Source organism: Phenylobacterium sp., from assembly GCF_046290725.1.
Taxonomy (GTDB): Bacteria; Pseudomonadota; Alphaproteobacteria; order Caulobacterales; family Caulobacteraceae; genus Phenylobacterium.
In genome coordinates, this window is the sequence record NZ_JBKBUH010000002.1 from 900278 (window position 1) to 922027 (window position 21750).

Genomic DNA, 21750 nt, shown 5'->3' on the forward strand with positions numbered 1-21750 from the left:
TAGGTCCTGAGCGCGCAGGTCGTGCAGAGCTATTTCATCCTGCTCCCAAGCCCTACCGAGTTTGGCTCCCTACCGCTTAGAGGATGCCAATCTTAAGCAGAAGGTTTTGAGGAGAGAACGATAAACCACCCCTGCATCAAACGCACCGCAGGAGAATTTGGTCAAAGACGCGGAGTTAAGCTTTTGTCGCCCGACGTCGCCCTAGGAGCTCCAACGCGAATTTCCATTTCCAGAAGCTTTCCATGCTCTGGCCAATCCTGAGGTGGACTTCCGCGCTGTTGTGAAATGATCTGGAGTCCGATTTTCTCAGCCACACCATTCTTCGGTACAGACTCGATTACGCGACAGTCCTTCAATGATCCATCCGGCATGCCTGTGCATGCCACCCGAACTACAACAAACTCATTATGATCATCAATCATTGTCGTGCTCGTTACCTTTTCAAGCCCCCCAAGCCAATGGGGTGGAGATAACTCAGCTATGGCCGCACCACAGAGTGACACGGCCACCCCAACAGCACCGATACTTTGCATTGCCAAATCCCTGTGGCTATCTCTCCCCAGTACCTTCGGATTTCTTGCGACTTAGGTTATTATAAATTTTCGAGAGACAAGCCGCCGAAACCAGAACGACAAATAGGACGGCCGGCCCAATCATGGCCGATTCCGGCTTTAAGTTATTCGATATCATAGCAAACTGATATCCAGCGTAAAAAAATATCAGCGCCCCTGCTATAGAGAGAAGGCTTTCTACCCATTCGGAGAATGATTTTGGGAACATCCCATTATCCCCTAATCAATTCTTATTGGAGAACCAATCGGAAAGGTGCCATCTACCGTGGCTATAGCTCCGAGACCCAACCCTGCACCGATGGCCACTCCCGATGTATTAGGCAGCATCGGAATGTTGAGCTGAACAGGCACCGGTGGAGGGCCTTGCAGAGTCATACTGCCTGAGAGCCCGAAGAAACTGTTCAAACTTTCGGAGGCGCCGAATTGAGCGCCTAGACTGCCGCCGATGCCTACGCCTCCCGAAATTGTGCCATACCATCCCCGATAAGTATGACCATCGGAGCCCGTATAATAATAAACCCCGATCGCAATACCTCCACCAAGTTTGGAGGCGAAGAAGGTATCAACGGCAGTAAAAATTACCTGACTCCCCTCCGTTTGCTCCGGGAAGCTCCCAGTGCCAGATCCCTCGCCATATTCCTGTCCGCCTGTAGCTAGAAGTATTGTTATCGCTTGATCCAATTCATCGTGGACTCCATTACCGTTAAAATCGCTTGATTGATCAAAGGCACCATGCATAACACCGTTAAGATCGAATCCAATTTGCTCAAACCCCAATCCGTTGTAATATGCAAATATCGCTCCAGCGAGATTGAACTCGGGATTTGGTGTCATTGGCATCGTTCTTGAAAACCGCTCTCCAAAAACGGTTATCTCATCAACTTGGTAGCTATCCGACATATCAGTCACTTCCAGATCATCCGTCACGACTGGAAATGTTTCTGTGGGTGCTGATAGTGGGATAACTCCACCCCCAAGAGAACCTCCAAACATCTCGCCTGATTCTATCAGCATCTAGATGCTCCTGCGACCTCGATAGTACTTGGGGGTGGAGGGTCAGCGTGATACACCTTATACGTGTGCGTCAAGCCGCGAGGCGCTGGACTCATTCACGATTCTGGGAAATGGCGCCGCTGGTCCATCGCTCGAGCTGATGTGGAGCTAGATCACCGAAACAGCAGGTTGAAACCACCTCAAACGACGGATGGGGCGAAGCTCGATGTTGGCGTCACGCGGCCGCCGCCTGCCGGGCGTAGAGGAACTCCAGCACCGCGCCGCGAGCGGCCAGGTAGGCCGGGTCTGAGGCGACCTCCAGCCGTTGGCGGGGCCTCGCCAGGCTGACGTTCAGCACCTCGCCGACCGTAGCGGCCGGGCCGTTGGTCATCATCACGATGCGGTCGGAGAGCAGGACGGCCTCGTCGACGTCGTGGGTGATCATCAGCACGGTGTTGCCGAGCTTGGCGTGGATCTCCATGACGCTGTCCTGCAGCTTGGCGCGGGTGAGCGCGTCCAGCGCCCCGAACGGCTCGTCCAGCAGCAGCACCTTGGGCTCCATGGCGAGCGCCCGGGCGATGCCGACCCGCTGCTTCATGCCGCCGGAGATCTCGCCCGGGCGCTTGTCGGCGGCGTGGCTCATCTGGACGAGGGCCAGGTTGTGCAGCGTCCACTCCCGACGCTCGGCGCGGCTCTTCTTGCCGCCGAACACCTTGTCCACCGCCAGCCGGACGTTCTCGTAAACGCTGAGCCAGGGCAGCAGGGAGTGGTTCTGGAAGACGACCGCGCGGTCCGGGCCCGGCTCCTCCACCGCCTGGCGGTCGAGGATCACCGCTCCCGTGGTCGCCGGGACGAGGCCCGCCACCACGTTCAGCAGGGTCGATTTCCCGCAGCCGGAGTGGCCGATGATGGAGACGAACTCGCCCTCCTCGACCTTCAGGTTCACCTCGCGCAGCACCTCGGCCCGGCCGAAGGCGACGCCCAGGGATTCGATGGAAAGAAACGCCTTGGTCATGTGCGGTCTCCCTTCACGACGCAGCCGTGCCGCGCGAGACGAGCCGGCCTGCGAGGGCGACGGCCCGGTCCAGGGCGAAGCCGACGAGGCCAACCCAGACCAGCGCTACGACGATGTCGGAGATGCGTGAGGAATTGTACTGATCCCAGATGAAGAAGCCGATGCCGACCCCGCCCAGCAGCATTTCCGAGGCGACGATGGCCAGCCAGCTCATCCCGATGCCGATCCGCAGGCCGGTGAAGATGTAGGGCGCCGTCGCCGGCAGCAGGATCTTGGCGAAATGCTCCAGCGGCGAGAGGCGCAGGACCCGGCTGACATTGGCGTAGTCGGCCGGGATGTTCCGCACGCCCACGGCGGTATTGATGACGATCGGCCAGATCGAGGTCACGAAGATCACGAAGAGGGCCGAGGGTTGAGCCTCGCGCAGGGCCGCCAGCGAAATCGGCAGCCAGGCGAGCGGCGGCACGGTCCGCAGCACCTGGACCAGCGGGTCGAAGGCCCGGTGCGCCCATGGGTTGGCCCCGATCAGCACGCCCAGCGCCACCCCGCAGACCGCCGCCAGGGAGAAGCCGACCCCGACCCGGGAAAGGCTGGTGCCCACATGCCAGAAGAGACCCTTGTCCACCCCGCCGTGGTCGAAGAACGGATCGAGGATCAGGTCCTTCGAGTCCGACCAGATGGCGGTGGGCGACGGCAGCCCGCCGCCGTCGCCGGCGGCGATCTGCCAGAGGGCCAGGGCGGCGAGCACCGTCAGCAGCGGCGGCAGGATCGCTGCGGCCGCGTGGCGGCCCCAGGCGGCGGCCTTGGCCGCGGGCGCGGGTCCCCTGTCGGGGAGGGGCACGATCTCGGCGGTGCGAACGGGAGCCGGAGGCGGGTCGGCGGCGATGTGTGCGGCGCTCATGGCGATCCTCATGCCAATGACTTGATCGGCTGGGCGTCGAGCCAGGCCTTGGGGTTGTCGGGATCGAAGACCTTGCCGTCGAAGAAGGTCTCGCGGCCGCGGCTGTCGCCCGCCGGAGCGGCCGCGCCGATGGCGGCGGCGGCCTCGCGCCAGAGGTCGGAGCGATTGACCTTGTCCACCAGGGCGCGAGCGTCGAGGCTGGCCGGCAGCACCCCCCAACGCTGGTCCTCGGTCAGGAACCAGAGGTCGTGCGACTTGAAGGGGAAGCTGGCGTCGTTGCGCCAGAACTTCATGACATGGGCGCTCGCCTTCTCCACCCGGCCCGAGCCGTAGTCGATCTCGCCCAGCTGCCGGGGCAGGATGTCGGCCAGGGGCACGTTGATCCATTGGCGGCCGGAGACGATGCGGCACATCTCCTCGCGGTTCTCCACAGGATCGCACCACTGCTGGGCCTCCTGCACGGCCATCAGCAGCGCCTTGGCCGCAATCGGGTTCTTGTCCACCCAATCGGCGCGCAGGCCCAGCGCCTTCTCCGGATGGTCCATCCAGAGCTCCGAGGTGACGCAGGCCGAATAGCCGATCTGCTGGTTGACGGTCTGGCCGTTCCAGGGCTCGCCGACGCAGAAGGCGTCCTGAGTGCCCGCCTTCAGGTTGGCCACCATCTGCGGCGGCGGGATCACGATGGTGGAGACGTCCTTGTCGGGATGGACGCCGCCCGCCGCCAGCCAGTAGCGGAGCCAGAGGTCGTGGGTCCCGCCGCGGAAGGTCATGGCCACCTGCGAGGGCTTGCCCTTGGCCTTCAGCTCGGCGAAGCGAGCCTTGGCGGCGCTGGCGTCGAGCCCCACCGACAGCGCCTTCAGGTCGTTGCCGATGGAGATCGCCTGGCCGTTCAGGTTGAGCCGGGCCAGGATGTACATCGGCGTCGGCTTGCCGCCGGTCGCCTGCCCCGTGGTCAGGAGATAGGGCATCGGCGTCAGGATATGGGCGCCGTCGATTCCGCCCGCGGCCGAGCCCAGCACCAAGTTGTCGCGGGTGGCGCCCCAGGAGGCCTGTTTCAGCACCTCCACGTCGGGCAGGCCGTACTTGGCGAAGAGGCCCTTCTCCTTGGCGACGATCAGGGGCGAGCAGTCGGTGAGCGCGATGAAGCCCAGCTTGGCGCCGGTGACTTCCGGGCCCTTGCCCTCGGCGAAGGCGCCGGACGGCAGGGCCGCCTTGCCCTCGGCCGAGGCGGCCGCGCTCTCGGACTTGCGACCGCAGGCGGCGAGCGTCAGGGCCCCGGCCGCGGCGGCTCCGCCGGCGAGCAGCCAGCGGCGGGAGGGGGTTTTCGGTGCGTCGGTCATGGGTGCGGTTCCCGGTCAGAGCTTGAATTCAAAGCCGACCCAGACCTTCCGCCGGCTCGGAAAGCCGGGGACTCCGTCGTAGTCGGCGTATTTGACGAGGGCGGTGAGGCGCTTGGTGACGGCGGCCGAGGCCAGGAGATCGAGCTCCTCGCCCAGGTCCGCGCCCGTCCGCTCGGCCTGGAAGCTGTGGTAGCGGGCGGTCAGCTCCAGCGGCCTGTCGCCGAGCTTGGGCTTCAGGGTCAGGGTCAGGTTGGCGTCCTCGACGCCGTTGGCCGGGGTCGTCAGGAAGACGTCGGCCCAGCCTTGGAAGGCGTGAGCGGTGGCGAGCGGCGTGGAGAAGCCCCGCGCGCCGTTCCCCTCCAGGGATTCGTAGGCGGCTTTGGCGGTGACGATCCCGCGGGTGACCGAAAGCTCGGCCTGACGGTAGTCGAGGTCGAAGCTGGCCGGGTTGTTTCCGTAGTCCGATTGCCGCGCGAAGCTGGCCGCATAGGCGAAGACGAGATCGCCCGCCGTCCAGCGCCCGGTGGCGCGCAGGCCCCAGGTCAGGCTGGAATTGCCCGGCGCATCGTCGAAATCGAGCGCATAGACGAAGGCCTGGGGCGTGAAGGCGGTCGAGACCGGCATGGCCGCATTGACCAACCAGCTTTCGGAATCCCAGTCGGCGGCCTCCGCGGAGATGCGGTTGACGTGGGCGACATAGGCCGCGGTCACCTTCACCTTGCCGAGCGTAGCGTCGGCGCGGACCGCGTCGAAGGTCTGCTCGTCCTGCCGCCAGGCGACGGCGCCGACGAAGCGCTGGTCGTCCAAGAGGACTCGCTGCCGCCCCAGGGTGGCGGAGAACGTCTTGCTGGGCGTCCAGGTCGCCTGCAGCCGGTTGAGCTCGGTGACCTCGGGATCGGCGATGACGGGGTAGAGCGTCTTGCCGTTGATCCCCGAGTTGTAGCGTTCGCCGCCAAGCTGGCGGACGTCCTCGAACTCGATCAGGCCCTTCAGGTCGTTCCAGGAGCCGGTTTCCCAGCCGAGCCGAGTGCGGACCGTGAAGGCTTCGGCGTCGCGGGCCAGATTGGCCTGATCGACGCTTTCAAAGCGCGGCCGGATTTCAAGGATCGGCTTTCCGGCGGCGAGCGCCTCGGTGAAGGTCTGAGCGTGGGCGCCGCCGGCCAGGGCGGCGAGCATCGCGCCGGCGGTCAGCCGGGCGGTCGTTGTGGCCATTGTCATCCCCCTCAAAGGCCAGAAATGAAAAAACGCCCGCCGGGGGGGCTCCCCGTGCGGACGTCGTTGTCCTTGCAAGACCGGAGCGGTTCGCTCCGGCGGCCGGCTACGGCCTGTCGCGAGACGCCCTTGCCCCGCGATGTCGCGACAAGGAGGACGCCGGACGGCGGCAGGCGGCAAGAAAAGGCCTCGCTGCGGCTTCGAATGACGCTGTTTGCCCAGCCAGGCGGCGCCTTTTCACGCTGCGACGCACAACAAATGTGCGACGCGGCTTCGTCAGCTGCTCCTGAAGCGGCCGATCGCGAAGCCCGCGGCGTAGCGTTCGGGCTGGGCGGCGTCGAACCGCCCGCCGTCGAAGAATAGATCCGGCGCCATGGGAATCGGGGCGGTGGCCTCGTCGAGGGTCCAGGGCGAGGCGTGCAGGCCTTCCACCTTCTCGTCCACGAGCGGCGCCGGCACGCCCAGTTCAGCGGCCGCAGCGCGGTAGAGGTCGGGGCGATAGACCGCCTCGGCTACCGCGCCGATGTCGGCGCCGGGGCCGATCTGTCCCCAGCGAAGCATCTGGGTCAGGAACCAGACGGCGTGGCTGCGCCAGGGGAAGCTCGCCGCATAGCGGTGATAGATGATGTAGTCCTGATCCTCCGGTCCCGCCTCCCCTGGCGCATAGGGCGGCGCGCCGGTCAGGGATCGGGCGACGACCTCCTCCGGCGCGTCCACATAGCGCCCGTGGGCCAGGATTGCGGCCAGTTCGGCGCGGTTTCCGGGCTCGTCGGCCCAGACGGCGGCGCGGATCAGGGCCCGCAAGGTGGCGCGCAGGGTCGCGGGATTGCGGTCGGCGAAGGCCTCGGTCATGCCGAACACCTTGTCGGGGCCGACCCGCCAGAGCTCGGCGGCGTAGGCCAGGATCTCGCCTTGCCCTTCGGCGACCGCCAGGGCGTTCCAGGGCGCGCCGACGCAGAAGCCGTCGATGTCGCCCGCCGCCAGCCGGGCGGCCATGCGGGCCGGCGGGGTGACCACGATCCGCAGGTCCGCGTCCGGATCGATCCCCGCCTCCGCCAGCCAGTAGCGGAGCTCGTAATTGTGCACCGAGAAGGGAAACACCACGGCGAAGATCAGCGGAGCCTCGCCGGCCGCCTTCCGTTCGGCGATGACCTGGGCCAGCGCCCGCGCCGAACGGGGCCTTTGCGCCATGCCCCCGGGATCGATCGCGCGCATGGCGTCGGCGAGGCGGCGGGAGACGGTGATGGCGCTGCCGTTCAGGTTCAGGGACAGGGGCGCGATCATCCGGGTGGGTTCGCCGCAGACGCCCAGGCCCACCGCCAGCGGCATGGGCCCCAGCATGTGGGCGCCGTCGAGCGCGCCCATGGCCACCTTGTCGCGGATATTGGCCCAGGAGGCTTCCCTGGAAAGCTCCACCGACAGGCCCTCGGCCTCGAAGATGCCCTTCTCCTTCGCCACGGCCAGGGGCGCGCAGTCGTTCAGAGCGATGAAGCCCAGGCGCAGGTTGGTCCGTTCCAGGCTCATTTCCCCTCCCCTTTCAGCACGCCCGCGAAGGTGAGGAGGTCGCTGGCCACCGCCCCGATCGGCCGGCCGGCGTCCATGGCGAGCTTGCGCAGCAGGCGATAGGCCTGGTCCTCGTCGATGCCCCGTTCCTTCATCAAGAGCCCCTTGGCCCGCTCCACGGCCTTGCGGGCGGCGAGGTCCGCCTTGGCCTTGTCGAGGTCGGTCCTGAGCTTCTGCATCAGCTCGAAGCGGCTCATGGCCACCTCGAGCACAGGCCGGACCCGCCCGGCGGAGAGGCCGTCGACCACATAGGCGGCGACCCCCGCCTCCACCGCGGCCTCGGCCAGGCCGGGCGACGACCGGTCGACGAACATCACCACCGGCTTCGGATTGACCGCCGTCGCCTCGCGGAGGCTTTCGAGCGTGTCGCGGTCGGGGCTGTCGCAGGCGATGACGATCACGTCGGGGGCCAGGCTCGCCAGCTCCCCCTCCACGGCCTCCAGGCTAGGCGCGCGGCGCACGTCCAGGGGGCGTACGTCGGCCAGGCCTTCGGCGACGAGCGCTGCCCGCGCTTCGTCCGGATCGATTATGAGAACCTTCATCCCCGCCTTCGTTGCGACGCGCCAGCCGTGGAGGCGCCCGGGCGGCGAGGCAACCGGCGCGAAGGACCGCGCCCAGGGAAAGCGCATCGGCGCCTAAAGCTTGGGCGCCGCCTGGTTTGACTCCGTCGGCGAGGCGGCGAACATGGCCGGAAACCGACGGGAGGACGCCTTGCCCCAGCCCTACGCCGCCGAGATCGAGGCCGCCATGGCCTGCCTCGACGACTTCATGGCCGCCTTCAACGCCCGCGACGTGGAAGCCTTCGAGGCGACCTTCAACTTCCCCAGCGTGCGCCTGGCCTCCAACACCCTGACCCTGATCGAGCCGGGCTTTCACAAGCCAGGCATGTTCGAGCGCGGGGCGCTGGCGGAATGGGATCACTCGGCCTGGGAGCGGCGGGAGGTGATCCATGCCGGCCCGGACAAGGTCCACATCGACACCCGCTTCACCCGCTACCGCAAGGACGGAAGCGTGATCGGCGGCTTCGATTCCATCTATGTGGTGACCTGCGAAGACGGCCATTGGGGCGTGAAGGCGCGCTCCAGCTACGCGCCCTGATCAGCCTCGCGGATAGAGGATCACCTGCGTACAGCGGAAGGCCGCCATCAGCTTGCCGGTGGCCGCGTCCTCGACGACCGCGTCCCAGACCTGGGTGGTGCGCCCGCCGTGCAGCAGGCTGGCCGTGCAGCGCGCCTCGCCCTCGCGCAAGGTGCCGACGAAGTTGCACTTCACCTCGGCCGTCGTGAAACCGCTGGCCCCCTCCGGCCAGGCCGTCGACACCCCGTACGCGCAGAGGATGTCGGCGACGCTCAGCACCGCGCCCGCCAGCAGATAGCCGGTGTGCGCCACCAGATCCGGCCGCACGGCGAACCGCCCGACGACGCGCCCCAGGGACGCCTCCTCGATTTCCAAACCCAGATGGCCGGGCAGCTTGCCGACATTGGCCCTGTTCAGGCGTTCGGCGTCGGTGTTGTTCTGGAGCGCGGGCATGATGCAGCTTAGCCGTGTATCGCTCACGCGGCCAAGCGGCTTTGGCGGCGCAGGCTGGAGATCGCGCCGCGCGCCGACCCGGCCACGAAGTCCGCCAGTACAGTGGCGCGGGGTTCGTCCAGCGCGCGGACGGCGGCGATGCGCTCGGCCAGCAGGCCTTCACCGAGGAACAGTCGCCGGTAGGCCCGCCGCAGCGCTGCGATCTCGCCGGGAGCAAACCCAGCGCGCCGAAGCCCCACCAGGTTGAGGCCGACGAGGCGCGCCCGGTCGCCCTGCACCAGGCAGAAGGGCGGGATGTCCTGGGTCACGATGGAACCGCCGGCGACGAAGGCGTGGGCGCCCACCCGCACGCCTTGGTGTACGGCGCAGAGCCCGCTGATCCAGGCAAAGTCGCCCACCTCGACATTGCCGCCCAGGGTCGCGCCGTTGGCGAGCTTCACCTCGTCGCCCAGCCGGCAGTCGTGGGCCACATGCGCGCCGGCCATCAGGAGATTGCGGGAACCCAGGCGGGTCACGCCGCCTGTCGAGGCATGGAGCGTGACGAACTCCCGAAAGACGTTCCCCTCGCCGATCTCCAGGCGGCCGGGCTCTCCGGCCCATCCGGAGACCTGCGGCCCGGCGCCGACGGAGGCGAACTGCAGGAACCGGTTGCCCGCGCCGACGTCGGTCTCGCCCTCGATCACCACATGCGGCCCGACCCAGTTGCCGGCCGCCAGCCGCACCTGAGGACCGATCACGGCGTAAGGGCCGATCTCGCAGCCGACGCCGATCCGGGCGCCCGGAGAGATGACGGCGGTCGGGTGGATGCGGCCCATGAGCCGAGGCTAGGCCCCGGCGCGCTCACCCTGAACGCACATTGGATGTCGGAACTTTTCCGGCCACGCTTGCCCTGAGCGCGTGGGTCGCGGCAAGCTCGCGCTTCCAAAGGGAGACGACCATGAACCGCCCCTTCGCCCTTCTCGCCGCCGTCGCGGCGCTTTCCATCCCGGCCGCCGCCGCCGCCCACCACGGCTGGAGCTCCTATGACGCCGAACAGGTGATCAAGGTCACCGCCCCGCTCAGCGAGGTCAGCTGGGGCAATCCGCACGGCAGCGCCAAGGTCGCCTATCAGGGCAAGACCTGGGACGTGATCCTGGCCCCGACCGCGCGCATGGAGGCCCGTGGGCTGACCCGCGCCATGGTCGCCGGCGGACAGCCCGTGACCCTGGAAGGCTATCCGCGCAAGGACGGGACCCCGGAGATGCGGATCGAGCGGGTGACCGCCGGCGGCAAGACCGTGGAGCTGCGCTGAGCCTTGGAGGCGGTCGCGGCCTGGGCCTCAGCGCTCGAGAGCTCCGCCTTCGGCATGTGGGCGCGGGGATCCTCCTACGCCTACCCTTTCGCCAATCTGGTCCACCTGCTGGGCCTGGTGATGGTGGTCGGCGGCATCGGCCTCCTGGACCTGCGGCTGGCGGGATTCTTCCGGGCGCTGCCGGTGCAGGCCATGTGGCGGGTGCTGACGCCGTTCGGGATCGTGGGCGTGGTGTTGCTGGCGGCCAGCGGCTTTACGATGTTCGCCGCCGACGCCGGGCCGCTCGTCCGCGCCGAAGTCTTCCAGCGCAAGATGGTGCTGATCGTCCTCGCGCTCGCCAACGCCGCCGCCTACCGCGTGTTCTGGCGGCGACATGCGGCGACCTGGGACCAGACCGCGCCGACGGCGGCCCGCGCCCTGGCGCTCACCTCCCTGATGCTCTGGATGACGGTGGCGGCGTTCGGCCGGCTGATCGCCTACACATAGCCGAGCGATTCCCGCCTCGGACCCACGCCTTGCCCGCCGCCCTCTACGGAACCCCGCCCCGCGACGTGATCGAGCCGCCCCCCGGCGCAGTCCAGGTCTCGCCCCTGATCCCCGGCGCGGCGGACCTGGCGCAGATGGACGAGGCCTCGCTCGACGAGATCGCCCTGCTGGTTCCGGCAGGCGCTGTAGAGGCGCGCTACGTCCTGGCGCTGGCCCTTCGCACCCTGAAGCCTGGCGGCGCCCTGACGGCTGCGGCGCCGAAGGATCGCGGCGGCCTGCGGTTGCGCAAGACGCTGCAGGGCTTCGGCTGCGAGGTGGCGGAGACGGCGCGCCGCCATCACCGCATCTGCGTCACGACGCGGCCGGAAAGGGCGGAAGGCCTGGAGGCGGCCCTGGCCGAGGGTGGGCCGCGCCAACTGGAGAACGGTCTCTGGACCCAGCCGGGGGTGTTCGCCTGGGATCGGCTCGATCCCGGCTCGGCCCTGCTGCTTCAGCACCTGCCGCCGCTGTCGGGTCGCGGCGCCGATTTCGGCGCAGGTATCGGCTGGCTGGCCCGGCAGGTCCTAGCCGGGCCCGCGGTCACCGGCCTGACCCTCATCGAACTCGACCGCCGGGCTGTGGAGGCCGCCCGCCGAAACGTGCAGGACGCGCGGGCCGAGATCGTCTGGGCTGATGTGCGGATGGCGGCCCGGTCGCTCTCCGGCCTGGACTTCGTGGTCATGAACCCGCCGTTCCACGAGGGCGGAACGGAGGATCGCGCGCTCGGCCAAGCCTTCATCCGTGCGGCGGCCGCCGCGCTCAGGCCCGGCGGCGTGCTGTGGCTCACCGCCAATCGCCACCTCCCCTACGAAGCGGTGCTGGCCGAAGCGTTCAAGGCCGTGCGGCCAGTGGCCGACGCCGGCGGCTACAAGGTCTATGAGGCGCGGCGATGAGCAAGCCCCCGACCCTGCGGCTGGACCGGCTGCTGGCCAATCTCGGCTACGGCTCCCGCAAAGAGGTCCGCGACCTGATCGTCGGCGGCGAGGCGCTGCTGGACGGGCGGGCGCTCACCGATCCGGGCCTGCGCATCGCGCTGTCGCCCGACCTTCCCCAGCGCATGACCTTGCAGGGGCGACCGATCGATCCGCCCCCGCCCCTCGTCCTGATGATGCACAAGCCGGTCGGCGTCGTCTGTTCGCACAAGGAGACGGGGCGGCGGATCTACGACCTGCTGCCGCCCCGATGGCGACTGCGCGACCCGCCGCTCTCCAGCATCGGGCGGCTCGACAAGGACACCTCGGGCCTGTTGCTGATCACCGACGACGGCGATTTCCTGCACCGGGTGATCTCGCCCCGGCGTCACGTGCCGAAATCCTATGTGGCGAGGCTCGACCGGCCGCTTGGCGGGTCGGAGGGAGAGATATTCGCCGCCGGGACCCTGATGCTGGAAGGCGAAGAGAAGCCGTTGAAGCCCGCCGGGCTCGAGCCGATCGACGCCAAGACCGCGCGTCTGACCATCGAGGAAGGCCGATATCACCAGGTCCGGCGCATGTTCGCCGCGGTGGGCAATCACGTGGTCGAGCTGCATCGCGACCGGATCGGGGGCCTCGCCCTGCCCGCCGATCTGGAGCCCGGCGCCTACCGCGTCCTGTCGCGCGTCGAGGCTGAGACGGTGTTCGCCGCCTGATCCCTACCAGAGCGTTTTGCGCGCCCGCTCCGGCCATTCGGCGTCATAGGCCGGGCCGCCGACCTGGGCCTGGCTCATCGTCGAAAGGATCTCGCCGGGCGTCGGCAGCCCCGCAGGATCGATATGGCGCTCGGGATTCCACAGTTCCGACCGCACGATGGCCCGCGCGCACTGGAAGAAGACGGTATCGACCGTGACCACCACCACCGACCGCGGCGCCTGGCCGTCGACGGCGAAGCTCTCCAGGAGCTGCGGCGCAATGGAAAGATGCGCTCGCCCGTTCAGCCGCAGGGTGTTGCCCGAGCCCGGGATCAGGAAGAGGAGCGCCACGCGCGGGTCGCGGACGATGTTGCGCAGCGAGTCCACGCGATTGTTGCCGCGGCGGTCGGGCATCATCAGGGTCTTGTCGTCGACGATCCGCACCACGCCGCCGAGCTCCCCACGCGGCGAGCAGTCCAGCCCCTCGGGACCGGCGGTCGCCAGAGCCACGAACGGCGAGGCCTCGATATAGGCCCGGTACTGCGGCGTGATCCGGTCGGCCTCCTTGACGAGGGAGGCCTGGTTGGTGGGGCCGTAGAGCGCTTCCAGCTCGGCGACCGTGGAAATGATGCTCATGGCTGCGGTTGTAGCCGGCGGCGGCCGGCACGTCAGCCCGCGGCGGCTACGGCCGGCTCCGGTTGGCGATTCTCCACCGCCGCGATGATCGCCTCCACCAGGGCGGCGGCGCGGATCGGCTTGGCCAGGTGGGCGTCGGCGCCGGCCGCACGTCCGGCCTGCACGTGCTCGTCCAGCGCATTTGCGGTCAGCATGATGACCGGCGTCGGCGCCAAGCCCTGCACCCGTTCGCGCTCGCGCAGCAGCGCGGTGGCGGCCAGGCCGTCCAGCTCCGGCATCTGCATGTCCATCAGCACCACGTCGAAGGGTTCGGCGGCCAGTCGCTCCAGGGCCTCCACGCCGTTCTCGACGATGACCGGCTCGACGCCCACCGACTGAAGGACCAGCTGGACGACCTTCTGATTGGTCGGGTGATCCTCGGCCAGCAGGACCCGCAGGCCGGAAATATCCAGCGCCGCCGCCGCTCCGCTCCGCCCCTCGGCCTCCTCGCCGCCGACGCGCTCGAGCGGCAGGACGAAGGTGAAGGTCGAGCCCTCGCCGGGGCGAGAGGTCACGTCGATCTCGCCGCCCATGAGCTCGACGAGGGAGCGGCTGATGGCCAGGCCTAGACCGGTGCCGCCGAAACGCCGGCGGATCGAAGCATCGGCCTGCTCGAAGCGGCGGAAAAGGCGTTGGCGCACGTCCTCGCCAAATCCGATTCCGGTGTCGGCGACGGTGAACCGCAGCCCGCCGTCCTGGCGGGCGACATCCAGGCGCACCGAGCCGGCCTCGGTGAACTTCACGGCGTTGGACAGAAGGTTGGAGAGAACCTGGGTCAGGCGGACCTCGTCGCCCGCATAGCGCCCCTCCGCGTCCGACGCGACGGACCAGGCGAAGGCCAGGCCCTTGGCCTCGGCCGAGGCGCGGTGCAGCTCCGCGATGCGCGAGACGATGGCCGACAGCGAGAAGGGCTCGTTCAGCAGCTGGATCTCGCCGGCCTCGATCTTGGAGAAGTCGAGGATGTCGGTCAGCACCTGCTCCAGCAACCGACCGGAGGAGACGATCAGCTCGGCGAGCTCGCGACCCTTGGCCGTCTGCTGCTGGTCGGCCAGGGTCTCGGAGATCGCGATGACCCCGTTCAGCGGGGTGCGCAGCTCGTGGCTCATATTGGCCAGGAACCGCGACTTCTCGGCGTTGGCCCGTTCCAGCGCCGCCGTGCGCTCCTTGACCCGGTCCTCCAGCGAGGTCAGCAGACCTTCGACCGCCTCGCGTTCCGCACGCAGGGCCTTGGCGAGCACGCCGATCTCATCGGGGCGATGCTCGATGTCGGTGACGTCCGGACGGGCGCGCTCGCCGAAGGCTTCCGGCTCGCAGGAGACCGCCAGCCGCCGGAGCGGATCAACGAGGGTGCGCCGGGTCAGGGCCAGGATCAGGAGCGCCTGGGCGAAAGCCGCAAAGAAGCCCACCACCAGCAGCCAAGAGGCCGACTGGGCCGCCGACCAGCTGACCGCCGACTTCGGATAGGTGATCAGCAGGTACCAGTTGGGGCCGGTCAGCCGGCCATAGGCGACCAGCTCCTTGCCGTTGGGGCTGGTGATGACGCCGTGGGCCTTGCCGTCAGCCTTGATGGCGGCGACAAGGTCCTTGAGGCCGAGCTTCTTCTCGTAATTGGCGACGGTGCGTTCGGAGGCGCGGCCCGGCGTCTCGAAGCCGGGATAGGCGATCAACTCGCCGCGGTCGGTGACGATCAGGTTGGAAGCGCCCGGCAGGGTGTCGCGGATGGCGCTGAGGAAGAAGCCGGTCAGCTCGATCGACGAGCCGAAGGAGCCCACATAGACTCCGTCCACATAGGCCGGCGTGATGCAGGCCGTCGCCAGACGCTCGCCCATATTGTCCTGGATCAGCCGCTGCAGATTGGTGCAGCGGGTGGCCCGCTCCGGATTGTTGGCCGGCAGGGTGATCTTGGCCATCTCCTCGCCGCTGACGTCCAGACTGGGCGGAGCTTCGCGGCGATAGAACATCAGCCGGTCCTTCCGGTCCGGGCCGAACATCACCAGCCGGGTGGCGGGCGTGAAGAAGTAGAAGTTGTCGTAGTCGCGCCGCGCCGCCTGGCCGACGTTCGAGACGATCTCGAAGGCCGCCACCAGCGCCTTCTTCTCGAGCGGCGGGATGGACTCGCCGCGGGAAACGAAGGCTCCCATGCCGTAGACCACCTCGCCGGAGGGGTTGAGCCGACCGTCGAAATATTCGTCGCGGCTGCGGCGCGTGCCGTCGGGCTGCAGCGGATAGAGGGTGTCGAGCAGCCGCCCCGTCTGATCGTCGGGTAGCCGCCGCACGCGGCGCTCCAGTTCGTCGGCCGCGGCGCGATGCAGGTTCTGCAGGTTGGCGAAGCGCTTGTCGACGTTGCTGGCGCGCTCTTCCACGTAGTAGCCGAGATTGCCGATCTGGCGCTGGGTGAGGTCCCGCTGGAAGATCAGGAAGGCGCTGCCCGAACCTATGACGGTCAGGACAAGCATCATCACGCCGAGGTTCACCTGGAACCTTCGGGCGACCGATGGCGTACGTCCCCGACCCCAGCTCATCGGTCCAGAATGGCAGAGAGGGGTTGAGCCGAAGTTTACGCGCAAATCCCGAGGCTTACGTCGGATACCCGACTCAAGGATCAGGAGGCCCGGAGGCCGCCGTCGACCCTCAGATCCTCGCCGGTTACGTAGCTGGCCTCCTCCGAGGCGAGGTACATGACGGCCCGCGCGATCTCCTCCGGCTGGCCCGCCCGGCCCGAAGGCGTGCGCCGCCCGGAGGCCTCGGCCGCCCCGCCGCCCATCATCGGGGTGTCGATCGGGCCTGGCGAAACCGCGTTCACGCGGATGTTGTGCGGCGCGAGCTGCAGGGCGGCGCTGCGCGTGGCGCTCAACACGCCGGCCTTCGACAGTCCGTAGGAGAGCGTGGCCGCCGATCCGCCGTAGCCGAGCACCGAGGCGGTGTTGACGATGACGCCGCCGCCGCGGGCCCTAAGATGCGGGACCTCGCGGTCCATGGCCCTCAGCACGCCGTTCAGGTTGGTCTCCATCACGTCGTTGTGGAGCGCCCAGTCCATTTCGCCGAGCGTGGCCCCGCGCGCGCCGATGCCGGCGTTGTTGAAAGCGATGTCGAGGCCGCCGTAGGTCCGCACGCAGGCGTCGACCAAGGCCGCCATGTCCTCGTCGCGCCGCACGTCGGCCCGGCGGAAGGCCGCCTCTCCGCCGAGCGCACGGATCTCGGCCTGGACCTCTGCGCCAAGGGCCTCGCGGCGGCCGCAGAACATCACCTTGGCGCCTTCCAGGGCGAAGGCGCGGGCGGCGGCGCGGCCGATGCCGCTGGTGGCTCCGGTGATCAGCACCACCTTGCCACGGAACCGCCCGGGCGACGCCTTGCGTGACGCGGGCGAAGTCGCCATGCGCAGGTCCTGGGCTGCAGCCGCGGACGCCGCGCCCAGCGCGGCCAAGCCGCCGACAGCCGTCAGCATGGTGCGGCGGGAAGCTAGGCCGGATTCCTCGTTCTCGCTCATCGATGTTCTCCCTTTCCCGACGACGTTAACGGCGCACGTCCGCTCAGGGAACGTCGTCGACCATGGAGAGCGGCCTTGCGATCTCCTCCAGGGGTTTTCGCTCGGCCGCCACGCCCAGCACCAGCTCCACCCCGGCGGCCAGCAGCATCAGCCCGCCGCCCAGGAGGTAGCCCCAGAGGATCCGCACCGGCTCGCCCGTATCGATCAGGGCGCCGAACAGCACCGGCCCGCCGACGCCGCCGATCAGCGTGCCGAAGGCGTAGAACATTGAAATTGTGACGGCGCGGGTCTCCAGCGGGAAGGTCTCGCCGACCGTCAGATAGGCCGCGCTCGCGCCCGCCGAGGCGAAGAAGAAGATCACCGTCCAGGCGATCGTCTGGGTCGTGGCGGTCAGGAGCCCTTGCGAGAACATCCAGCCGGTGACGCAGAGCAGCGCGCCCGCCAGGCCGTAGGTCAGGGAGATCATCGCCTTGCGCCCGATCGAGTCGAAGAAGTGGCCCAGCAGCAGCGGCCCCATGAAGTTGCCGAGCGCGAAGGGCAGGATGAACCAGCCGACCTGCGCGGCGGGGACGTCGTAGAACCGGGTCAGGATCAGGGCGTAGGTGAAGAAGATGGCGTTGTAGCAGAAGGCCTGGGTCGCCATCAGCACGAGGCCGAGCGCCGTCCGCTTCGGATAGCGGACGATCAGCGAGCGGGCGATGTCCAGCCACGAGGTCTGCATCCGGCGCAGGCGGATCGAGGGCAGTTCGCTGGGCCTGGGCAGCAGCGGCCGGCCGGTGTCGCGCTCGGTGCGGGCCTCCACCGCCTCGACGATGGCCAGGGCCTCCTCGGGCCGGCCGTGGGTCATCAGCCAGCGCGGGCTCTCGGGGATGTAGCGACGGATATAGATGATGATGAGGGCCATCAGGCCGCCGATGATGAAGGCCAGCCGCCAGCCCCAGGCCTGGTCCACCACGTCGGGGTTCAGCACCACCAGCGAACCCATCGCCCCGATGGCCGCCCCGATCCAGAAGCTGCCGTTGATGGCCAGGTCCGTATAGCCGCGGCGGCGCGCCGGGATCAGTTCCTGGATGGCGGAGTTGACCGCGCCGTACTCCCCCCCGATCCCCGCCCCGGTCAGGAACCGGAACAGCATGAAGGACCAGAAGTCCCAGGAAAAGCCGGTCAGGATGGTGGCGACCAGATAGACGCCGACGGTAATGGTGAAGAGCCGCTTGCGCCCGAACCGGTCGGTCAGCCGGCCGAAAACAAGGGCGCCCAGCACCGCACCCAGGATATAGGCGCTGCCGGTCATGCCGATCTGGGCGGCGGTCAGGTTCAGTCCGTCAGGGCCGGCGATGGCGGGCGAGAGCGCCCCCACCAGGGTCACCTCGAGGCCGTCGAGGATCCAGGTGATCCCCAGCGCCGCCACCACCAGCCAGTGGAAACGGCTCCAGGGCAGGCGGTCCAGCCGCGCGGGTACGTTGGTGGTGTAGGTCTCGCTCATCGTCCCCTCCCCGTGGCGTGCAAGGGCCTCAACGCCTGAAAGCGCCGCTTGGGTTCCGCGCCGCTTGGCTGTAAGCGGGCGGCCATGTCCGATCCGACCATCCTCGTCGACGCCCGCGGCCACCGCTGCCCAGTGCCGACCCTGCGCCTGCGCCGCGCCCTGGAAGAGGCCCCGGCGGGCGCCGTCGTGCGGCTGCTGGCGGACGACCCGCTGGCTCGGATCGACGTGCCCCATTTCGCCGCCGGGATCGGCGCGCAGGTCCTGGAAGCCGCCGAGGCGGACGGCGCGCTCAGCTTCCTGGTCCGGAAATGAATCCGGCCACGTCCTGACGCCGGCGGTCGCCGACGAAGATCTCGATCTCGGTGGCCAGCGCCCCCCCGAAGAAGGTGGCGTTCACGTTCCAGGACAGCCAGATCAGGAACACCACCACGGCCGAGATCGAGCCGTAGGTGGCGCCGAGATGGGCGATCTGCTCCACATAGAAGGCGCTGGCCCAAGAGGCTGCGAGGCTGAGCACGGCGGCGGAAAAGCCGCCGAGGATCGAGGCGCGCCAGGCGACCGGCCGGCTCGACATGGCGTAGCGGTAGACCAACGTCAGCGAGATGGTCAGGCCGATGCTGGCCCAGGTCCACTCGCTGTAGAGCCACGGCACGCCGGCCAGGGGCCGCAGGTCGAAGGCCGCGGAGATGAACCGCAGATAGAAGAAGATCGCCGAAAAGACGCCCAGCATGGCGATGGCCGCGATCAGCACCACCAGCGCCAGGAGATTGAAGCCTACGAAGCCGCGCGGCGAGACCTCGTCGTGAATGAAGGACAGTCCGGCCAGAAGGGCCTTGAAGCCGCGATGCGAGGCATAGCCGCCAATCACCAGGGCGACACCGCTCTGGGCGGAGACGGCCTCGAGCGGGGTTTCGGTGAGCCGCTGCAGTTCCGACTCGAACAGGTTGCGCGCGCCGGTCGGCATCAGGTGGGCCAGGAATTCGGCCTGGGTGGCGGCTTGGCCGGGGTCGGCGAGCAGGCCGTAGATCCCGATCAGGATGGCCACGCCCGGAAAAATCGCCAGCATGGCGAAGAAGGAGACGCCGCCCACATAGAGCATCACGTCCCGCCCCCAGAGGCGGCCGAGCGCCCGTCCGGTCAGGGTGAGGACAATACGCGCCCAGTGGATGGGATCCCAATCCACGTCGCGCAGGCGCTGGAATCCCTGGCGCATCGACATGCGGCGGAAGGTGCGAAAGCCGCCGCCATGACGCAAGTCAAGATCGCCGATCTTTGGGAGAACCTCCCGAAAGTAGCAGCGCGCCGGCCCCGGGAAGGGATCCGGCGCGCCGCCGATGGGCGTGTCGTTCCATCGGGTCGGCCGTCGCGTCGAGGGACGGGAGATTGCGGCGTCCAACCTGGGGACAGGATCGCGCCGGCCGCCTGAACCCGACCTGAACGGGTCTGGCGGCGAGCGTTCAGCCAGCCAGGGCGCCCGATCCCTTCAGCGACTCGATCTCGCCGTCCGAAAAGCCCCACTCGGAAAGCGCCTCGCGATCGTGCGCCCCGATGGCCGGCGGCGGGCCCTGGATGGCGCCCGGCGTTCCGGAGAAGCGCGGCGCCGGCGCGGGCTGCACCACGCCGTCGATCTCGACGAAGGTCTCGCGGGCGGCGTTGTGCGGGTGCTTCGGGGCCTCGTCGAGGTCGAGCACCGGGGCGAAGCAGACGTCGGTGCCGCCCATGATCTCCGTCCACTCATCACGGGTCTTGGTGGCGATCACCGCGGCGAGCTTCTCGCGCAGGGTCTCCCAGCGGCCGCGATCCATCTGGGCGGCGAAATCCGGGTCCTCGATCCCTGTCTTCTGCAGCAGCAGCGCGTAGAACTGCGGTTCGATGGAGCCGATGGACACCCACTTGCCGTCGGCACAGCGATAGGTGTCGTAGAAGTGGGCGCCGCCGTCGAGCAGGTTGGCGCGCCGTTCCTCCTTCCACATGCCCGAGGCCTTGAAGCCGTAGAACATGGCCATCAGCGACGCCGCCCCATCGCTCATGGCGCAGTCGATCACCTGGCCCTTACCGGTTTCCCGGGCGCTGATCACCCCGGCCAGCAGGCCGAAGGCCAGGTAGAGCGCCCCGCCCCCGAAATCGCCCACCAGGTTCAGCGGCGGAACCGGCTTGTCCTTGGTCCCGATGGCGTGCAGGGCGCCGGTGATGGCGATGTAGTTCATGTCGTGGCCCGCGGCGTGGGCGTAAGGCCCGGTCTGGCCCCAGCCGGTCATGCGGCCGTAGACGAGCTTCGGGTTGCGGGCCAGCGCTACGTCGGGGCCGAGACCGAGGCGTTCCATGACGCCGGGCCGGAAGCCCTCGAACACCGCGTCAGCCTTCTCCATCAGCTTCAGGCAGGTCTCGACCGCGTCGGGATTTTTGAGGTCCAGGCCGATGGAGCGGCGCCCGCGGCTGGTGATGTCGGCCGGCGAGGATCGCCCCTGCCCCTTCCGGTCGATCCGCACCACGTCGGCCCCCAGGTCCGACAGCAGCATGCCGCAGAAGGGCCCCGGCCCGATGCCGGCGAACTCGACGATCTTCAGGCCGGTGAGCGGACCCTGGCGCATGTTTCGACTCCCTGCGTTTCGGATGGTCTTTACGGGTGCTGACGCATCGTCAGCCAAGCTCAGCCGCCACCGGGCAGCGACTGGCCGTCGTCGACGGTGATGATGCTGCCGGCGATGGCGCGGGCCGCCGGCCCGCTCAGCATCAGGAGCGCCGCGTCCAGGTCGCCGGCCTCCATCAGCCGCCGCCGGGGGAAGCCTTTCAACTGCTTCTGCCCGCCTTCGGTCTGGAACCAGCCGGCGTTGATGTCGGTCTCGATATAGCCGGGGCACAGCGCGTTGACGGCGATGCCGCGCCTGGACCATTCGCGCGCCAGGCTGCGGGTCAGCATGGCGACGGCGGCCTTGGAGGCATTGTAGGCGGAAAGCCCGGGCAGCACGGTGTGGGAAGCGATGGAGGCGATGTTGACGATCCGCCCGGCCTCCTCCGCCGCCACGCCCGAAGCGATCATGCGGCGCGCCGCGGCCTGGGCGGCGAAGAAGACGCCGCGCACATTGACCGCGAAGGTCTGGTCCCACACCTCCGGCGTCAGGTCGAGCGCGAGCCCTTCGCCGCCGACTCCGGCGTTGTTGATCAGGATGGAGATGGGGCCGAGCACGGTCTCCACCTCGTCGAAGGCCGGGCCGATGGCGGCCGCATCGGCCACGTCGAGCCGCAGGGCCATGGCGCGATGGCCCTCCGCGGCGATCTCGCCGGCGAGGGTCTCGACCATGTCGACCCGGCGGGCCGTCAGCGCGACGCTGGCTCCGGCGCGGGCCAGCAACCGGGCGAAGTGCGCGCCCAGCCCTCCGGAGGCGCCGGTCACCACCGCCACCCTGCCTTCCAAGACCTTCTCCATCGCCCGTTCCTCCCTGCGACCAGGCGTCGCTGCGCGGGCCGCTGGACGCCTGTATATTCCGGAGGCGGCTTGATTCCCGCCCATCCTGGGCCTGGGCGTCCAATCCGTTTGCGTCAAGGGTTCCAGA

22 protein-coding genes are annotated in these 21750 nt (G+C 68.4%); 6 read left to right on the forward strand and 16 right to left on the reverse strand.

Features of this window, described 5'->3' with window-relative positions:
• Positions 1-791: 791 nt before the first annotated feature.
• The 7 genes from ACK41C_RS15680 to ACK41C_RS15710 all read right to left on the reverse strand — a co-directional run bounded on the left by ACK41C_RS15680 (position 792) and on the right by ACK41C_RS15710 (position 8138).
• Positions 792-1586: a hypothetical protein gene (locus ACK41C_RS15680; RefSeq protein ID WP_409656134.1), complete on the reverse strand. Its 795-nt coding sequence runs from the start codon at positions 1584-1586 to the stop codon at positions 792-794.
• Positions 1587-1800: 214 nt separating this feature from the next.
• Positions 1801-2580, reverse strand: coding sequence for an ABC transporter ATP-binding protein (locus tag ACK41C_RS15685; protein WP_409656136.1), 780 nt, complete (start codon positions 2578-2580; stop codon positions 1801-1803).
• Positions 2581-2593: 13 nt separating this feature from the next.
• A complete protein-coding gene (gene ntrB / locus ACK41C_RS15690; RefSeq protein ID WP_409656138.1) occupies positions 2594-3481 on the reverse strand; it encodes a nitrate ABC transporter permease in 888 nt (295 codons plus the stop codon).
• Positions 3482-3489: 8 nt separating this feature from the next.
• Positions 3490-4821: a CmpA/NrtA family ABC transporter substrate-binding protein gene (locus ACK41C_RS15695; RefSeq protein WP_409656140.1), complete on the reverse strand. Its 1332-nt coding sequence runs from the start codon at positions 4819-4821 to the stop codon at positions 3490-3492.
• A gap of 15 nt (positions 4822-4836) precedes the next feature.
• Entirely contained in the window at positions 4837-6033 is a 1197-nt protein-coding gene (locus ACK41C_RS15700; protein ID WP_409656142.1) for an alginate export family protein, read from the reverse strand.
• A 276-nt stretch (positions 6034-6309) separates the two neighbouring features.
• Positions 6310-7557, reverse strand: a complete 1248-nt coding sequence (locus tag ACK41C_RS15705) for a CmpA/NrtA family ABC transporter substrate-binding protein (RefSeq protein ID WP_409656144.1) — start codon at positions 7555-7557, stop codon at positions 6310-6312.
• Positions 7554-8138 (reverse strand): ANTAR domain-containing response regulator, encoded by a 585-nt coding sequence (locus ACK41C_RS15710; protein ID WP_409656146.1) that lies wholly within the window; start codon positions 8136-8138, stop codon positions 7554-7556. The genes ACK41C_RS15705 and ACK41C_RS15710 overlap by 4 nt, the downstream gene beginning before the upstream one ends.
• Before the next feature lie 142 nt (positions 8139-8280).
• Between ACK41C_RS15710 and ACK41C_RS15715 the strand changes: the two genes are divergently transcribed.
• Positions 8281-8694 carry a hypothetical protein gene (locus ACK41C_RS15715; protein WP_409656148.1) on the forward strand — a complete coding sequence of 138 codons (414 nt, stop codon included), beginning with the start codon at positions 8281-8283 and terminating at the stop codon, positions 8692-8694.
• On the opposite strand, the gene ACK41C_RS15720 is transcribed toward ACK41C_RS15715, so the two are convergent.
• On the reverse strand, positions 8695-9126 hold the full coding sequence (locus ACK41C_RS15720; protein WP_409656150.1) for a PaaI family thioesterase: 432 nt from the start codon (positions 9124-9126) through the stop codon (positions 8695-8697).
• A gap of 23 nt (positions 9127-9149) precedes the next feature.
• Positions 9150-9941, reverse strand: a complete 792-nt coding sequence (lpxA, locus tag ACK41C_RS15725) for an acyl-ACP--UDP-N-acetylglucosamine O-acyltransferase (protein WP_409656152.1) — start codon at positions 9939-9941, stop codon at positions 9150-9152.
• A 122-nt stretch (positions 9942-10063) separates the two neighbouring features.
• On the opposite strand from lpxA, the gene ACK41C_RS15730 reads away from it, so the two are divergent.
• From ACK41C_RS15730 to ACK41C_RS15745, 4 genes are read left to right on the forward strand one after another with little or no spacing between them, the layout of a single operon-like run.
• Positions 10064-10417 (forward strand): DUF6152 family protein, encoded by a 354-nt coding sequence (locus ACK41C_RS15730; protein ID WP_409656154.1) that lies wholly within the window; start codon positions 10064-10066, stop codon positions 10415-10417.
• A gap of 3 nt (positions 10418-10420) precedes the next feature.
• On the forward strand, positions 10421-10903 hold the full coding sequence (locus tag ACK41C_RS15735; protein WP_409656156.1) for a hypothetical protein: 483 nt from the start codon (positions 10421-10423) through the stop codon (positions 10901-10903).
• A gap of 29 nt (positions 10904-10932) precedes the next feature.
• Complete coding sequence (locus tag ACK41C_RS15740; protein ID WP_409656157.1) at positions 10933-11835, forward strand: class I SAM-dependent methyltransferase; 903 nt, start codon at positions 10933-10935, stop codon at positions 11833-11835.
• Positions 11832-12569, forward strand: coding sequence for a pseudouridine synthase (locus ACK41C_RS15745; RefSeq protein ID WP_409656159.1), 738 nt, complete (start codon positions 11832-11834; stop codon positions 12567-12569). Before ACK41C_RS15740 ends, ACK41C_RS15745 begins: the two co-directional genes overlap by 4 nt.
• Before the next feature lie 3 nt (positions 12570-12572).
• Here the strand turns inward: ACK41C_RS15745 and ACK41C_RS15750 are convergent, their stop codons facing one another.
• The 4 genes from ACK41C_RS15750 to ACK41C_RS15765 form a co-directional block, all read right to left on the reverse strand.
• Positions 12573-13184, reverse strand: a complete 612-nt coding sequence (locus ACK41C_RS15750; protein WP_409656161.1) for a pyridoxamine 5'-phosphate oxidase family protein — start codon at positions 13182-13184, stop codon at positions 12573-12575.
• 32 nt (positions 13185-13216) lie between these two features.
• Positions 13217-15697 carry an ATP-binding protein gene (locus tag ACK41C_RS15755; protein WP_409656163.1) on the reverse strand — a complete coding sequence of 827 codons (2481 nt, stop codon included), beginning with the start codon at positions 15695-15697 and terminating at the stop codon, positions 13217-13219.
• A 128-nt stretch (positions 15698-15825) separates the two neighbouring features.
• Positions 15826-16710: an SDR family NAD(P)-dependent oxidoreductase gene (locus ACK41C_RS15760; RefSeq protein ID WP_409656165.1), complete on the reverse strand. Its 885-nt coding sequence runs from the start codon at positions 16708-16710 to the stop codon at positions 15826-15828.
• A gap of 43 nt (positions 16711-16753) precedes the next feature.
• Positions 16754-18196: an MFS transporter gene (locus tag ACK41C_RS15765; RefSeq protein WP_409656167.1), complete on the reverse strand. Its 1443-nt coding sequence runs from the start codon at positions 18194-18196 to the stop codon at positions 16754-16756.
• Between the two features lie 84 nt (positions 18197-18280).
• Here ACK41C_RS15765 and ACK41C_RS15770 point away from each other — a divergent pair, with 84 nt between their 5' ends.
• Positions 18281-18508: a sulfurtransferase TusA family protein gene (locus ACK41C_RS15770; protein ID WP_409656169.1), complete on the forward strand. Its 228-nt coding sequence runs from the start codon at positions 18281-18283 to the stop codon at positions 18506-18508.
• Here the strand turns inward: ACK41C_RS15770 and ACK41C_RS15775 are convergent.
• The 3 genes from ACK41C_RS15775 to ACK41C_RS15785 all read right to left on the reverse strand — a co-directional run bounded on the left by ACK41C_RS15775 (position 18486) and on the right by ACK41C_RS15785 (position 21623).
• Entirely contained in the window at positions 18486-19451 is a 966-nt protein-coding gene (locus ACK41C_RS15775; protein WP_409656171.1) for a YihY/virulence factor BrkB family protein, read from the reverse strand. The two genes, ACK41C_RS15770 and ACK41C_RS15775, sit on opposite strands and share 23 nt — an antisense overlap.
• Positions 19452-19653: 202 nt before the next feature.
• Complete coding sequence (locus tag ACK41C_RS15780; RefSeq protein ID WP_409656172.1) at positions 19654-20787, reverse strand: CaiB/BaiF CoA transferase family protein; 1134 nt, start codon at positions 20785-20787, stop codon at positions 19654-19656.
• A gap of 59 nt (positions 20788-20846) precedes the next feature.
• A complete protein-coding gene (locus tag ACK41C_RS15785) occupies positions 20847-21623 on the reverse strand; it encodes an SDR family NAD(P)-dependent oxidoreductase (protein ID WP_409656174.1) in 777 nt (258 codons plus the stop codon).
• Positions 21624-21750 lie beyond the last annotated feature (127 nt).